Genomic DNA, 14,831 nt, shown 5'->3' on the forward strand with positions numbered 1-14,831 from the left:
TTTTATGCTCAAAATAACTTCCACAAAATCACAGAGAATTCTGTGATTTTTTTTTATTTTTGAAAAAAAGTAAAAATGAATGCATTAGCAGAGAATAAGACCGTTTTAGCACACAATGATTTCTTCGAAATTCTGAGAAATGTAGAATACAAACGTTTAGATACACACAAGCAAGTTTATCTAGATTTTACGGGAGGAAATCTCTATGCTAAATCACAAATTTTGGAACATCAAGATTTGCTTATCAATAATATTCTCGGCAATCCGCATTCTACCAATCCTACTTCTCAATTGTCTACAAAATTGGTAGAAGAAGCGAGACAAAAGGTAATTGACTACTTCAATGCGGAAGATTATTACTGCATTTTTACTCAAAACGCTTCTAATGCATTGAAAATTGTGGGAGAATCTTATCCATTCAACGAGAAATCACATTTTTTACTTCTTGCAGATAACCATAATTCGGTAAATGGAATTCGTCAGTTTTGCCTTTCAAAAGGTGGAAAAGTAACGTACGCTCCTATCTATTATCAGGATTTAAGAATGGACGAAAATTTCGTGATGGAAAAACTTCAAGAATCTGAAAATTTTGAAAATAAACTATTCGCATTTCCTGCTCAGTCAAACGTTTCGGGTGTGAAACACGATTTGTCTTGGATTAAAAAAGCACAGGATTTAGGTTGGGATGTTTTACTAGATGCAGCAGCATTTGTACCAACGAATCAATTGGATTTAAAAGAAGTAAAACCAGATTTTGTATGTGTTTCTTTTTATAAAATTTTTGGTTATCCTACAGGAATTGGTTGTCTTTTGGTAAATAAAGAAAAGTTTAAAAAACTACAAAAACCATGGTTTGCAGGTGGAACTGTAAGCTTGGTTTCGGTGAATACCATTCATCATTTCTTGATTAATAATCACGAAAGATTCGAAGATGGAACGCTCAATTATTTAGACATTCCTGCGGTAAAAATTGGTTTAGATTACATTGAAAATATCGGAATACAACGCATTAATGAACGTGTAGCTTCGCTCAGAAAATATTTATACGAAAATTTAGAAAGTTTACAACACGATAATGGTAGAAAATTGATTCAGATTTTCGGACCAAAAGACCATCAAAATCTTGGAGGAACCATTATTTTAGGTTTTTACAACCAAGAAGGCGTTCGTTATGAATTCGAGCAAATAGAAGAAATGGCGAATCAGCATAACATTTCACTTCGTTCAGGTTGTTTCTGTAATCCAGGCATTGACGAAGTTAATAATTGCCTAACAGACAATGAATTAGCAACCTACTACTCTTCTCACGAACAAGGTGATTACAAAGACATGATTAAATTTTTAGGAAAAATGCGTGGCGCAACTAGAATTTCTGTAGGAATTGCCACGACTAAAAATGACATTGATAAACTGATGAATTTCATGAGAGAATTGCTCAATAAGTAATTAGGGTTTCCCTAAATTTGAAAAGTTTATCCTAATATTTTTATCATGAAGAATTTTCTTAAAATTTCATTCCTCTTTTTTGTATTTATTTTCGGTTCTCTAACTGCTCAAAAAGCAGATTTTTATGATGATATTCAACATTTTAAAAAATTAGATGCAGAAAAAACACCACCAAAAGATGCTATCCTTTTCTTGGGAAGTTCATCTTTTACCATGTGGAAAGACGTAGCAGATTATTTCCCTGACAAAACCATTATCAATAGAGCTTTTGGAGGTTCTAGATTGCTTAATCTAAATTACTATGCCGAAGATTTACTCAATCCTTATCAACCGAAACAAGTGGTGATCTATTGCGGCGAAAATGATATTGCACATGCCGAAAAACCTTCTGCAAAAGAAGTTTTCAAAAGATTTAAACAATTTTATAAAACGGTAAGAGCTCATTATCCTGAAGCAAATATCGCTTACGTTTCCATCAAATATTCGCCAAGTAGAGAACAATTTTGGCCAACCATGAAGCAAGTTAATAAAAAAATTAAAAACTTCATGAATGCTAAGAAAAATGCAGAATTTATAGACATCACAGAAAGCATGAATGATGAAAATGGCAACATCAGAAAAGATTTATACTTAGAAGACATGCTACACATGAAACCTGAAGGTTATAAAATCTGGACTAAAGTGATGTATCCTTATTTAAAATAAAAACTTTAAAAACCAATAACCATGAAAAAACTAATGATTTTCCTTTTTTCAGTGATTTCCATTTCTATTTTTTCTCAAGAGAAAGAAACTAAAGAAGATGTTAATAAAATCATTGAAAGCATTAAAAAAGAAATTGCTGACAAAACTTGTAAATGCATTGATTCTGTAAAAGATGAAGTCATTAACCGTAAAAGAAAAGAAAATATTGAAGGAATCAACGGCTGCGTAAAAGAATATACTGGAGCGTATATGCTAGGTAAAAAATTAGCGGCAGTAGATAAAACCAAAGACAGCAAAATCAACATTAATTTAAACGAAAAATCTCAAAATTACCTAGATTCAAAAAGAGAATTAGAAGACTATTTGATGAAGAATTGTGAATCTATGAAATTCGTCTTAGCGACTAATGATAGAGAAAATGAGAATTCGGTTTCTCAAAATCCAAAAGCTAGAGATTACTATACAAAAGGTGTAAATGAATCTAACAATAAAAACTATGCAAAAGCATTAGAATATTTTCTTTTAGCAGTAAAAGAAGACAGCAATTTTCCTTTTGCATGGGATAATTTAGGATATTGCTACAGACAATTAGGAGAATATGACAAAGCGATAGAAGCTTATAAAAAATCAATCGAATTAGACCCAAATCATGCATTTCCTATTCAAAATTTGGCTGTTGCATATACCTACAAAAAAGAATATCAAAAAGCTATAGACACCTTTGAACTTCTCAAAAAATTAGACTCCGAAAATCCTGAAATCTATTACGGAATTGGTCAAATCTACTTTCAGTATTTAAAAGAATATGAAAAAAGTCTAGATTATATGTGTAAAGCTTTTAATCTCTATATCAAAAATAACTCTCCTTATCGTGCAGATGCAGAAAACATCATCAGGTACAATTTTACAGAGATGAAAAAACTTGGCAAGGAAGACAAATTTTATGAAATTTTAAAAGCCAATAATATTAATACAAAATAAAAAACCGCTCCGAAATTCGGAGCGATTTTTGTTTTATTTCTTTTTTCTCTTTGCAATAGATTTTGCCTTTGCTTGAGCTCTGTTTCCCGGTTTGGTTTTGGGTGGTTTTCTTTTGCTTGGTCCACCAAGATTCACTTTTTTATTTTTATCTTTTTTCTCGTGGAAAGCAGAACCTGGTTCAATTTTTTTATACTGAACAGGATTTTTCATCACTACAACTTCTTTTTCTGACGCGATTTTCACCTCAGAAACCTTCACTTCTTCTGGAAATTCTATTCTTTTCACTTCCTTGTTCATAAACATTTCTAGTTCTATGAAACGTTCTTCTTCTTTTGGTGTGTAAAAAGAAATCGCAATTCCGTCTTTATCTGCTCTACCTGTTCTACCAATTCTGTGAATATATTGTTCCTGAATTTCTGGAATTTCAAAGTTAAAAACGTGTGAAACATCTGGAATATCAAGACCTCTCGCCATAACATCTGTCGTGATAATTCCTCTCAATTCATTGTCTGAGAAAGATTTCATCGTTCTCAATCTGAAATTTTGAGATTTATTCGAGTGAATCACCCCAAATTCTCCAGGGAATTCTTCGTCTATTTTATTAAAAATTAAATCAGCGTGTCTCTTATTATTGGCAAAAATTAGAATTTTCTCAAATTCATCTTGCGTTCTTAAAAGGTGAACCAATAGATTTAATTTGGTATTAAAATTCTTTACCGGAATAGCAGATTGAGCTATTTTTTCGAGTGGAGTTCCGCTTCTTGCTAAAGAAATTTCCTGTGGATTTTTGAAATATTCGTCTAGCATGGCATCTACATCATCCGTCATGGTTGCAGAAAAAAGAATGTTCTGTCTGCGCTCACTCATCATCGTGAAAATATCTTCTAACTGTCTTCTGAAACCCAATGAAAGCATCTCATCAAACTCATCGATAATCAGTTTTTTTAGATCTTTCAAGTTCAAAACAGCATCTTTCATCAAATCCATTACTCTTCCCGGAGTTCCCACCAAAATATCTACACCTTCGTAAACCAAAAGTTTCTGAGTATTGATATTTACGCCGCCATAAACTCCTAAAACTCTTGTTGACATATCTACTGTCAGTTTTTCTACAACTTCGGCAACTTGCACCACCAATTCACGCGTAGGAACAAGGATAAGAACAGTTGGACTTCCGTTTTTATTGTATTTCCAAGTTTTAAGAACTGGAAGAAGATAAGCTAATGTTTTACCGGTTCCGGTTTGTGCAATTCCCATTACGTCTTTTCCAGACATAATTGGGGAAAAAGATTTCAGCTGAATAGGAGTAGGCTCAGAAATTCCTAATTTTTCTAAAGCGCTGTTGAGTTGTTTTGGCAAATCAAAATCTGCAAATGATACTTTCATTTGGCAAAAATACGATTTTTAAAATAGAGCAAAAATTTTAATCTCTTACAAACTCACCTGTTTCGTAATCTATTCTGTATTTATAGGTAAGTGTAGTAGATTGTGACATGGCAATTCCGCCTCCTACTCCTCCAATTGCAGTACCTAGAAGTACATCACCAAAAGAAGGACCTTGAACCACTTCTCCTACGAAGTAAAAATTATTTTTTTCTTTGATTACTCCATAAAAATTAAGTCCTTTGATATAAATATTATTGTCTTTAACAATAGCATAAGCTATAGGTTTTGCATTGACTATTTCTCCAGAATTGTCTTTGTATTTAATTTTTTTAATTCCTGAAGGCGACAGAGCAATTTCCTGAATAGGAAAATCTGGTTTCAGATGTTTAAGAGACTCAAAACTTTTGTAAATACCGTCTGGATATTTATTATTGCTATACAGTGGAATTTCACTTTTCATGATATCATCATAAGAAATCATATCATTTAATGTAAATGCTCTTTCCATTAGAAATGTATTAGATTCCATAGCGGTTTTGATTTCAGTAGAAATCAGATTATTAACTTGTTTTTGAAGTGACATGAGTTTATCCGTACTATTAAATGATATTTTCTTTTCCACTTTAGAGATTAAGTGGTAAGTATCATTTTCTTGACTAAAAAATGCTCCTTTTAATAAAAAATTAGCTTGATTAGGCGTCTCAGAAATATAGAAATCTCTCAAAAGAAAAGTAAGATTCTTAGAAGCAGAATTTTGCGGTAACAATTGATTAAAATAATCTATAAAAATATTTTCTATGGTTTTAGACAGTAATAGTTTCTTCTTGGAATTTTGACCTCCATATTTCACAAAGCCTACATCTTCTTTTTGCTTTCTAATATCTAAAATTTGTAAAGTACTGTAGAAACTAGATTGAGGAAGAGCTATGGATGTATTTTCAAAGTTAAAAGTTACAGTAGTATTTTCTTTCGATTGCGCCCAAAGTAATGAATTGCTGAGAATAGTTAATAAGATTATTAGTTTTTTCATTTTAAAAATTTTTCTAAAAATAAGGGTTTTCTTAGAAAATAAAAAATGCTTTTTATCACCTAAAATCTCGCCTGAACTTGCACAAACATTGTAGTATGGTCATATTCTGAAGTAAGTGGAACATTTTTTTTGTAATCATCAATCATGGCTCCTATTTGCAAACAAGCAAAATATTGGTCAGCAAATTCTAAAGTAAGCATTGGCGTAAAAGTAGTTCTTACATTGCCTTCTAATTGGTAATTAGGATTAAGATATTCATATCGGTTAGAGAATTCTATGCTTCTTAGTCTTGGTGAATTCAGATTATATCGAATAATAGGATTGATATAAAAACTTCTGAATCTAAAGTCTTTCAGCTCTGGCTTTGGTGAAAGCTTAGAAACTCCAAATTCTGAAAAATTGTTTCCTTCTTTGTATTCTGAGATGATTTCAAGATTCCATTTTGGATTGATAGTAAAGGTTTTTTCTACATCGGCCCCGATTACATTTCCTGATTGATTGATGTAACTGCCAATTCCTCCATTCACTCCAATTTTTAAATCATCTTTAAAATCCTTTTCTAATCTGGCGTAAACGTGTTTGCTTTGGTCATTATCAATTTCAGAACCACGAGAATTTCCATTGGTAGCTCCTATGTAGTATTTCAATGGATTTTTAGCATTATTGATATCACCATAAACAGCAATTCCGGTTTGGAAACTTTGCCAACCGTTTTTTCCCAATAAATAATAACCATTTGAGAAATCTACAGACTTAATAAACTCACTCGGAATTTCGTCTTCTATACCAAAATACGGACGGAACTGCCCTAATTGAATTTTAAGATGCTTATTATGGGAATATCTTACAAAAGCTTGTTCTAATACTTTTCCGGTAAGATTACTGTTGTTAAACTCAGCAAAATTAAGCATCATTCCCAAGTCAAAACGGTCATTAATCTTAGATTTTAATAAAAATCTTGCTCTTCTTACGTTAAAACTATTGGTTACTAATTTTTGTTGGTCTGCTATATTTACACCGTTTACATCTACATTTTCGGTGAGAGAAACCAAATATCTGGTCTGCAACAAACCGCTAAAACTGGTGTTTCTTAAGATTTTAGAATAGTTCGAAATGGTGTCTTTTTTAGAATCATTTTGCGCAAAAATCGCCAAACTGAACAATACAAAACTGAATAAAAGAATTTTCTTCATCTTCATTAATTTTAAACAATCATTTAAATTTGAAGATGCAAAATTATCATTCAAAAAGGACTAAATTATGCTAAGCAGAGAATAATTTAAGAAAATAAGACAAAAATCATTATTTGAGCTTCACAGATTTGGTTTCTACTTTGATTTCATCATTTTTCCAAACACTTGAAGTAATTCTTACGAATCCTTTTTTCAGAGGATCTTTTTCAATCGGAAATTTATTTTCTTCCCACTGCGAACAATGCGTAGGAATTGGTTTTACCAAGGATTTCGATTCATTATTTTTAAAAGTGTAGACATAAAAAGAATGCCAACAACTGGTACACCAATTCGGATAAAATCCTATTTCATCTGCGCCATCATTGTTTAAATCTTTCAGGTTATAGATATCACCGTTTTTAGCATTTTTGATGGTAATCGGTTTAATTTTTTCATCGGAAAAATGAATGGTAGTAATGCAATTTCCTTCGCATTCTTCACTACAATCTGAAACCGTAGCGTATGCAAATTCTTTTTTGCCATCTCCGTTATAATCTCCTTCTATCTTCACATCAGAAGTTTGAGAAAACAAGAAATTAACCATCAGAAAAAACGAAATAGAAGCTATTTTTTTCATAATCATTTGTGTTTTAGGTTATTCCAAAAATAAAAAAAATCTTTCATTAATTTGAAAGATTTTAAAATTTATTCCCACTCAATCGTTGCTGGAGGTTTACTCGAAATATCATAAGCGACTCTATTGATTCCTTTCACCTCATTGATAATTCTGTTCGATACATTTTCTAAAAATTCCCAAGGAAAATGACTGAAAGTTGCCGTCATAAAATCTGTAGTATTCGCAGAGCGAACTACAGCGGTGTATTCATACGTTCTTTCGTCTCCCATTACTCCAACAGATTTCACAGGAAGTAACACCACAAAAGCCTGAGAAACCTTTTCATACAAATCATTTTTATACAATTCTTCTATGAAAATATCATCTGCTTCTTGTAATATTTTCACTTTTTCGGCATCTACTTCTCCTAAAACTCTGATTCCTAAACCTGGTCCTGGAAACGGATGTCTGTATACCAAATGATGCGGAATTCCTAATTCTTCACCTACTTTTCTTACTTCGTCTTTAAATAATTCACGAAGCGGTTCTAGAAGTTGAAGTTTCATTTCTTCTGGCAATCCACCTACATTGTGGTGAGATTTAATCACTGCAGAAGGTCCTTTTACCGATTGAGATTCGATAACATCTGGATAAATGGTTCCTTGAGCTAAAAATTTAGCGCCTTCAAATTTGTGAGATTCTTCATCGAAAACGGCCACAAATTCTCTACCGATGATTTTTCTTTTTTCTTCTGGGTCTGAAACTCCAGCTAATTTTGACAAAAATCTTTCTGAAGCATCTACCATATCAATATTCATATGGAAATGCTCTCCGTAATTTTCCATTACTTTTTTGCCTTCATCTTTACGCAAAAGTCCTGTATCTACGAAAATACATTGCAACTGGTCACCAATAGCTTTATGAATCAAAACAGCAGCTACCGATGAATCTACACCACCAGAAAGCCCAAGAATGACCTTGTCATTTCCTACTTTTTCGCGGATTTCTGAAACGGTTTTTTCGATATAATTGGTGAGTTTCCAATTTTTTTCTGCTTTACAAATCTGGAAAACGAAGTTTTCGAGCATTTTAGCTCCAAATTCACTGTGCGAAACTTCTGGATGGAACTGAACGCAATAAATATTTTTCTTTTCGTTAAAAATCCCTGCAATTACTCCAGATTTTGCTGAAATTTCAAAATTCTCTGGCAAAGTTTCCACTTCATCAAAATGGCTCATCCAAACGGTAGAAAATCTGCTTACTCCTGTAAATAGTGGATTAGATTTCGTTATTTCTAGAGTTGCTTTTCCGTATTCACCTTTTTCACCTTTTTTTACGTTTCCGCCCAAAAGATGTGCTGTAAGTTGCATTCCGTAGCAAATTCCCAAAACTGGAATTCCCAATTCGAATAATTCTTTTTCTACCAAATGTGCATCTGGAGAATTTACAGAACTCGGGCCACCAGAAAGGATAATTCCAGCAGGATTTTTGGATTTTATTTCTTCTAAAGAGGTATTAAAAGGTAAAATTTCCGAATACACTTCCATTTCGCGTATTCTTCTACCAATCAATTGGTTATATTGTGAACCGAAGTCCAAAATGATGATTCCTTTATTCATTTTATTTAATTGAAAGTTAAAAATTGAGCTAAAACTCAATCTTAAATTTTACAAAATTTACTTTTTATTTCTAAGCGTAACTAGCCCTGATTGCAACGGAAATCCTGTTATTGTGAGGAAAAAACTTGGGATTGCTTCGCTTTGCTCGCAATGACAGATTGCAGTGGAAAGCAGGATTAGCTCCTAAAAAAATTGAGGGAAAATTCCCTCATTTTATTAAAATTTTCCGATGTCTTCTCTGTAAAATGCGTAGTCGAAATGAAGTGTTTTTGCGTCTTCATAGACTTTTTCGCGGGCTTCTTCGTAAGTATCGCCAGTTGCAACTACATTTAGCACTCTACCAGAATTGGTGACTACTTTTCCTGCAATTTGCTCTGCTCCTGCAAAGAGAACATTGCTGTGTTTTACCTTATCTAAACCTTTGATTTCGTAACCGATTTCATAATTCCCAGGATAACCGCCAGAACACATCACGAGACAAATCGCCTTCTTGTCTGAAAACTGTAAATCTAAATCTTTTCCTTCGATACAATCATGGATAACATCTAACAAATTATTCTCTAAAAGTGCCATGATGACTTGCGTTTCTGGATCGCCAAATCTCATGTTATATTCTAACAAATAACATTGATTATCTTGTACCAAAACGCCAAAAAATATAATCCCTACAAAATCAAGTGCTTTGTCTTTAATTCCTTTAACGGTAGGTTCTAAAATATTTTTATTAAAATCTGCTAAATGCTCTGCCGTAAATTCTGGACTTGGAGCTACAGTTCCCATTCCACCAGTATTTGCGCCAGTATTTCCGTTTCCTACTTTCTTATAATCTTTGGCAGAAACACATGGAAAAGCTTTTTCGCCATTCCAAAAAGCAATAATAGACGCTTCGAAACCTTGTAAAAATTCTTCAATGACAACTTTTATTCCAGCATCTCCATAAATTCTTTCAATCATGAATTGGTGCAAAGTGTGATGCGCAGTTTCTTTGTCTTCACAAATCACTACTCCTTTTCCGCTTGCTAAACCACTTGCTTTAATCACCAAAGGATAAGAATGATTTTGGATATATTGGTCTGCTTCTACAAAAGAATCAAAAATAGCAGCTTTGGCTGTTCTGATGCCATAATCTTGCATAAATTTTTTAGAAAAAGCCTTGCTTCCTTCTAAATCTGCGGCACGTTTTGTAGGGCCAAAAATTTTGAGATTATGTTTCTGAAATTCATCTACAATACCATTAACTAAAGGTAATTCTGGACCTACGAATGTGAAATCTATTTTTTCTCTAAGAGCAAAATCTCTTAACTCTGCTACACTCTCATAAGGCAAGTTTTTACCTAAATTTTCTGTTGTAGCATTGCCTTTTGCAAAAAACATTTGACTGATTCTTTTATCTTCAGATAATTTTTTTGCAATAGCAGATTCTCTACCTCCGTTTCCTATTATTAATACTTTCATTTTTTGTATTTGGTATTTGGTATGTTAGTATTTGGTATATTGATTTTATCAAATTTACGAATTTGTTTGATTTTAAGTCAAAATTAATTTTTTAATTCTTCAATTTTTAATTAATGTAGGAAATGTCTCATTCCTGTGAACATCATTGGGATTTTATGTTCGTTAGCAGCTGCAATAGAATCTTCATCTTTTACAGAACCGCCAGGTTGTACAATCGCTGTAATTCCTTCTTTAGCGCAGAAATCTACTACATCTCTGAAAGGGAAAAATGCATCTGAAGCCAAAACTAAATCGCCGCTGAATTTTTCCTTAGCTCTAGAAATCGCTTGTTCTGTAGCCCAAATTCTATTGACTTGTCCGCCTCCAATTCCGAAAGCTTGAATTCCGTTTGAAACTACGATAGCATTAGATTTTACATATTTAACCACTCTTTGAGCGAATAAAAGTGCTTTTTCTTGCTGTTCTGTTGGTTGGATTTCTGTAACTACTTTAAAATCTGTAGAAAATTGGTCATCTACATCTTGAACCAAAATTCCACCATCTATTTTCACCCAAGTTTTTTTGTCTGAAACTGGATTTTTGATTTTTATAATTCTAAGATTTTTCTTCTTTCTCAAAATTTCTAATGCATCTTCATCAAAATCAGTCGCCATTACAATTTCAAGGAAAGTTTTGTTGAGTTCTTCCGCGGTTGCAGCATCTACTTTATAATTCATTCCGATGATTCCCCCGAAAATAGAAATCGGGTCACATTCAAAAGTTTTGGTATAAGTTTCTAAAGCAGTAGTTCCGATGGCAACTCCACAAGGTGTAGAATGTTTTACGGCACAACAAGCCATTTCATCTTTAAATTCATTCACCACTTTCCAGCATAAATCCATATCTCTCAAATTATTGAAAGACAATTCTTTACCTCCTAAAATTTCGAAATCTTTCATCGCACCGTTTTCAGTAGTAGAAACGTAATACGCTGCCGATTGATGAGGGTTTTCGCCGTATCTTAAATCAGAAACTTTTTGGTAAGAAGCCTGTAGATATTCAGGATATTCTTCATTCAACAACATTTGAGAAATTGCAGCATCATAAGCAGAAGTTAAGTTGAAAACTTTTCCTGCCAATTTTTTACGAGTTTCTATTGTAGTATCACCGTTTTCAGAGATTTCTTGTTGAACTTTAGCATAATCTTCCACATCGGTAACTACAATCACAGAAGCGAAATTTTTAGCCGCAGAACGAAGCATTGATGGCCCACCAATATCGATGAATTCTACTTTTTCTTCCAAAGAAATTTCTTTATTTACATTTTCGAAAAACGGATAAAGGTTTACAATTACCATATCAATCAGCTCTATTCCGTGTTCCTGAACGGTTTTCATGTGTTCTTCGTTATCACGAACCGCAAGAAGTCCACCATGAACTTTTGGATGAAGGGTTTTTACTCTTCCGTCTAACATTTCAGGGAAATTGGTCACTTCATCAATCTGAATTGGGTTAAGTCCCGCTTCTTTAAGATGTTTAAATGTTCCGCCTGTAGAAATGAGTTCGTAATTTTTAGATTCTAAAAATTTGGCAAAATCAATAAGATTGTTTTTGTTGGAGACACTGATTAATGCTCGTTTTTCCATTTTTATTTATACTTTTTTTATTAAATCATTGGAATGAATTCCAATTCTGTAAAATCGGTCGTTCCTATGGAACTCTTTTATTTAAAACCAAATCAATCGCTTTCGGAAAAATCTCGTACTCGATTTGATGCACTTTCTGTGCTAAAGTTTCTGGAGTTTCATTTTCTGCAATTTCAAATTTCCCTTGAAGGATAATTTCGCCTTCATCAATTCCAGAAGTCACAAAATGAACGGTTGCACCACTTTCTTTTTCTTGGGCTGCAATTACCGCTTCGTGAACGTGATGTCCCCACATTCCTTTTCCACCGAATTTTGGCAATAAAGCAGGATGAATATTGATGATTTTTCCTTTGTATTTTTCACAAAATTCTTTACTCAGAATCGATAGAAAACCAGCTAATACAATCAAATCTGTATTTTTGGGCAAAAGCTTTTCTAAATTTTCAGAGAAATCTTTTCCTCTTTTGATGAGTTGATGCGAAATTTGATGATTTTCGGCTCTTTCTAAAGCATAACAATCTCTGTCTGCAACCACCAAATTGACTTTTGTATTGGGAATTTCTCCATTGTCAATACAATCAATGATGCGCTGTAAATTGCTACCAGAACCCGAAACTAAAACTGTAATATTTTTCATGTTAGATTTCAGATTTCAGATTTCAGATTTCAGATTTTTGTCTGATATCTCTTATCTAAAATCTCGTTTCTATATTAATTGAATTTTCTCTTCGTTTTCTACGATTTCGCCTACTAAATAAGCGTCTTCGATTAAAGAAAGTGCTTTTTCGGCAAGACTTTCATCTACGACTACAACCATTCCAACACCCATGTTAAACGTACCAAACATCTCCATTCTTTCGATGTTTCCACGTTTTTCTAATTCTAACATTACGCTTGGAATTTGGATTTTAGAAGTGTCAATTCTCGCACATAATCCATTCGGAATAATTCTTGGAACGTTTTCGATTAAACCGCCACCTGTAATATGAGCAATTCCTGAAATTTCTACATTTTCTTTCAGTTTAAAAACGTCTTTGTAATAGAGTTTGGTAGGAACTAAAAGTGTCTCGTAAAGAGGTTTTCCTTCGAATTCTTCTTCAAAATTTGGGAAAATTTTTCTTACCAATGAAAAACCATTGCTGTGAAAACCAGAACTTGGTAAAGCGATGATTTTATCACCCGTTTTTATTTTAGAACCATCAATAATTTGGTCTTTTTCTACAATTCCTACGCAGAAACCAGCCACATCATAATCTCCCGGTTGATACATTCCCGGCATTTCTGCAGTTTCACCACCAATTAATGCGCACTCATTGTCTTTGCAAGCATTTACCATTCCTAGAACAATTTCTGCTGCTACATCTGCATCTAGTTTTCCGCAAGCTAGATAATCTAAGAAAAATAGTGGTTTTGCGCCATGACACAGAATATCATTGGCACACATCGCGAAACAATCTACACCAATAGAATCATATTTTTTGGTATCTAATGCAATTTTTAATTTGGTTCCTACTCCATCAGTTCCAGAAACCAAAACAGGATTTTTATAGCCACCAATTTCATAGAAAGCTCCAAAACTTCCTAGATTGTTCAGTACATTTTTATTGTGCGTTTCGGCTACAGCAGATTTTATTTTGTCTACGGTTTTGTAACCTTCTTCTTTGTCTACGCCAGCTGATTTATACGTATTATTCATTTTTCTTTTTGTTTTTTTTTCTGAATGACTTGCAGGACTTTCACCTGCAAGATTCAGGTTTTTACTAGATTTATTTCAAACTGCAAACGCATTGAAAATCAAAAATAAACGATACAAAAAAAGCCGACAATCGTTCTGATTATCGGCCTCAATTATTTTGCTGCGTATTTTAGCTTCCCAATTTCTTGGAATGTACAAGAGCCAAAATGTTGCGATTTAATATTCAATTTGTTTGGAATTTGATTTCGCAAAATTATATTTTTTATTGACAATAAGCAACAGAAAAAATATTTTTTCTTCATTACTCTTCAATTTTAACTTAATTTTTAGATTTTAGGCAAGTCCATTGGAACTTCAATCAATAAAATTTCAGAATCCTTATCTATCTCTAAATCAAACTGTTCTATTTCTGTAATTCCTAAAGCATCTCTTTGCCCAAGAGTATTTTCGCCTATTTTCACGCTTCCTGAAATAACGAAAACATAAACTCCATTTCCTTCTTTTTTGACTTGATAAGTTCTAGAAGATTTTTTGGTGAAATTTCCTAAGTGAAACCAAGCGTCTTGGTGAATCCAACTTCCTTCATCATTAGGATTAGGAGAAATAATCTGCTGAAATTCATTATCAATGGCATTGTCAGAAATTTTTAATTGGTCATATCTTGGTTCTACTCCCATTTTATTAGGAATGACCCAAATTTGCAATAAAGTTACGGGTTGTTCTTTACTTCCGTTGAATTCACTGTGCTGAATTCCTGTTCCTGCACTCATCACCTGAATTTCTCCTTTTTTAATTACTCCAAAATTCCCCATAGAATCACGGTGATGTAACTCTCCACTTAATGGAATGGTCACGATTTCCATATTTGCGTGTGGATGCATCCCGAAACCCATTCCTTTTTCTACATAATCGTCATTGAGAACTCTTAAATTACCGAAATGCACTTTGTCTGGATTGTAATAATTTGCAAAAGAAAAATTGTGATTGGCAACTAACCAACCGTGATTTTGAAATCCTCTTTCGCTTGCTTTATGTAATATTGTTTTCATATGTAGATAATTATTTATCAATTTTATACTGCAAAGTTAGCCTAATCAAAA

General features: G+C 33.0%; 13 protein-coding genes. 3 read left to right on the forward strand and 10 right to left on the reverse strand.

Annotated elements, in window-relative coordinates; genetic code table 11:
• Positions 1-75 precede the first annotated feature (75 nt).
• From KKQ76_RS05160 to KKQ76_RS05170, 3 genes are read left to right on the forward strand one after another with little or no spacing between them, the layout of a single operon-like run.
• Positions 76-1,446, forward strand: a complete 1,371-nt coding sequence (locus KKQ76_RS05160) for an aminotransferase class V-fold PLP-dependent enzyme (protein WP_213196119.1) — start codon at positions 76-78, stop codon at positions 1,444-1,446.
• 45 nt (positions 1,447-1,491) lie between these two features.
• On the forward strand, positions 1,492-2,151 hold the full coding sequence (locus tag KKQ76_RS05165; RefSeq protein ID WP_213196120.1) for a GDSL-type esterase/lipase family protein: 660 nt from the start codon (positions 1,492-1,494) through the stop codon (positions 2,149-2,151).
• Positions 2,152-2,172: 21 nt separating this feature from the next.
• Positions 2,173-3,132 carry a tetratricopeptide repeat protein gene (locus KKQ76_RS05170; RefSeq protein ID WP_213196121.1) on the forward strand — a complete coding sequence of 320 codons (960 nt, stop codon included), beginning with the start codon at positions 2,173-2,175 and terminating at the stop codon, positions 3,130-3,132.
• Positions 3,133-3,165: 33 nt separating this feature from the next.
• Here the strand turns inward: KKQ76_RS05170 and KKQ76_RS05175 are convergent, their stop codons facing one another.
• The 10 genes from KKQ76_RS05175 to KKQ76_RS05220 form a co-directional block, all read right to left on the reverse strand.
• On the reverse strand, positions 3,166-4,518 hold the full coding sequence (locus tag KKQ76_RS05175; RefSeq protein WP_213196122.1) for a DEAD/DEAH box helicase: 1,353 nt from the start codon (positions 4,516-4,518) through the stop codon (positions 3,166-3,168).
• Between the two features lie 37 nt (positions 4,519-4,555).
• Entirely contained in the window at positions 4,556-5,548 is a 993-nt protein-coding gene (locus KKQ76_RS05180) for a hypothetical protein (RefSeq protein ID WP_213196123.1), read from the reverse strand.
• A gap of 59 nt (positions 5,549-5,607) precedes the next feature.
• Positions 5,608-6,741, reverse strand: a complete 1,134-nt coding sequence (locus tag KKQ76_RS05185; RefSeq protein WP_213196124.1) for a porin — start codon at positions 6,739-6,741, stop codon at positions 5,608-5,610.
• 109 nt (positions 6,742-6,850) lie between these two features.
• Complete coding sequence (locus KKQ76_RS05190; protein ID WP_246501347.1) at positions 6,851-7,357, reverse strand: hypothetical protein; 507 nt, start codon at positions 7,355-7,357, stop codon at positions 6,851-6,853.
• 68 nt (positions 7,358-7,425) lie between these two features.
• Complete coding sequence (gene guaA, locus KKQ76_RS05195; RefSeq protein ID WP_213196125.1) at positions 7,426-8,955, reverse strand: glutamine-hydrolyzing GMP synthase; 1,530 nt, start codon at positions 8,953-8,955, stop codon at positions 7,426-7,428.
• 216 nt (positions 8,956-9,171) lie between these two features.
• Positions 9,172-10,410, reverse strand: a complete 1,239-nt coding sequence (gene purD / locus KKQ76_RS05200) for a phosphoribosylamine--glycine ligase (protein WP_213196126.1) — start codon at positions 10,408-10,410, stop codon at positions 9,172-9,174.
• A gap of 110 nt (positions 10,411-10,520) precedes the next feature.
• A complete protein-coding gene (gene purH / locus KKQ76_RS05205) occupies positions 10,521-12,035 on the reverse strand; it encodes a bifunctional phosphoribosylaminoimidazolecarboxamide formyltransferase/IMP cyclohydrolase (protein WP_213196127.1) in 1,515 nt (504 codons plus the stop codon).
• Between the two features lie 64 nt (positions 12,036-12,099).
• The gene (gene purN, locus KKQ76_RS05210; protein WP_213196128.1) at positions 12,100-12,672 is read right to left on the reverse strand and encodes a phosphoribosylglycinamide formyltransferase; all 573 of its coding nucleotides are present in this window, start codon (positions 12,670-12,672) and stop codon (positions 12,100-12,102) included.
• 69 nt (positions 12,673-12,741) lie between these two features.
• Positions 12,742-13,731, reverse strand: coding sequence for a phosphoribosylformylglycinamidine cyclo-ligase (gene purM, locus KKQ76_RS05215; protein WP_213196129.1), 990 nt, complete (start codon positions 13,729-13,731; stop codon positions 12,742-12,744).
• Between the two features lie 326 nt (positions 13,732-14,057).
• Entirely contained in the window at positions 14,058-14,780 is a 723-nt protein-coding gene (locus tag KKQ76_RS05220) for a pirin family protein (RefSeq protein ID WP_213196130.1), read from the reverse strand.
• Positions 14,781-14,831 lie beyond the last annotated feature (51 nt).

This window comes from Cloacibacterium caeni (assembly GCF_907163105.1).
Taxonomy (GTDB): Bacteria; Bacteroidota; Bacteroidia; order Flavobacteriales; family Weeksellaceae; genus Cloacibacterium; species Cloacibacterium caeni_A.

Coding starts and splice junctions, on each gene's coding strand:
- KKQ76_RS05165 (WP_213196120.1), top strand. CDS start 1,492: ATGAAGAATTTTCTTAAAATTTCATTCCTCTTTTTTGTATTTATTTTC.
- KKQ76_RS05175 (WP_213196122.1), bottom strand. CDS start 4,518: ATGAAAGTATCATTTGCAGATTTTGATTTGCCAAAACAACTCAACAGC.
- purD (WP_213196126.1), bottom strand. CDS start 10,410: ATGAAAGTATTAATAATAGGAAACGGAGGTAGAGAATCTGCTATTGCA.
- KKQ76_RS05190 (WP_246501347.1), bottom strand. CDS start 7,357: ATGAAAAAAATAGCTTCTATTTCGTTTTTTCTGATGGTTAATTTCTTG.
- purH (WP_213196127.1), bottom strand. CDS start 12,035: ATGGAAAAACGAGCATTAATCAGTGTCTCCAACAAAAACAATCTTATT.
- guaA (WP_213196125.1), bottom strand. CDS start 8,955: ATGAATAAAGGAATCATCATTTTGGACTTCGGTTCACAATATAACCAA.
- purM (WP_213196129.1), bottom strand. CDS start 13,731: ATGAATAATACGTATAAATCAGCTGGCGTAGACAAAGAAGAAGGTTAC.
- KKQ76_RS05170 (WP_213196121.1), top strand. CDS start 2,173: ATGAAAAAACTAATGATTTTCCTTTTTTCAGTGATTTCCATTTCTATT.
- KKQ76_RS05160 (WP_213196119.1), top strand. CDS start 76: ATGAATGCATTAGCAGAGAATAAGACCGTTTTAGCACACAATGATTTC.
- KKQ76_RS05220 (WP_213196130.1), bottom strand. CDS start 14,780: ATGAAAACAATATTACATAAAGCAAGCGAAAGAGGATTTCAAAATCAC.
- KKQ76_RS05180 (WP_213196123.1), bottom strand. CDS start 5,548: ATGAAAAAACTAATAATCTTATTAACTATTCTCAGCAATTCATTACTT.
- KKQ76_RS05185 (WP_213196124.1), bottom strand. CDS start 6,741: ATGAAGAAAATTCTTTTATTCAGTTTTGTATTGTTCAGTTTGGCGATT.
- purN (WP_213196128.1), bottom strand. CDS start 12,672: ATGAAAAATATTACAGTTTTAGTTTCGGGTTCTGGTAGCAATTTACAG.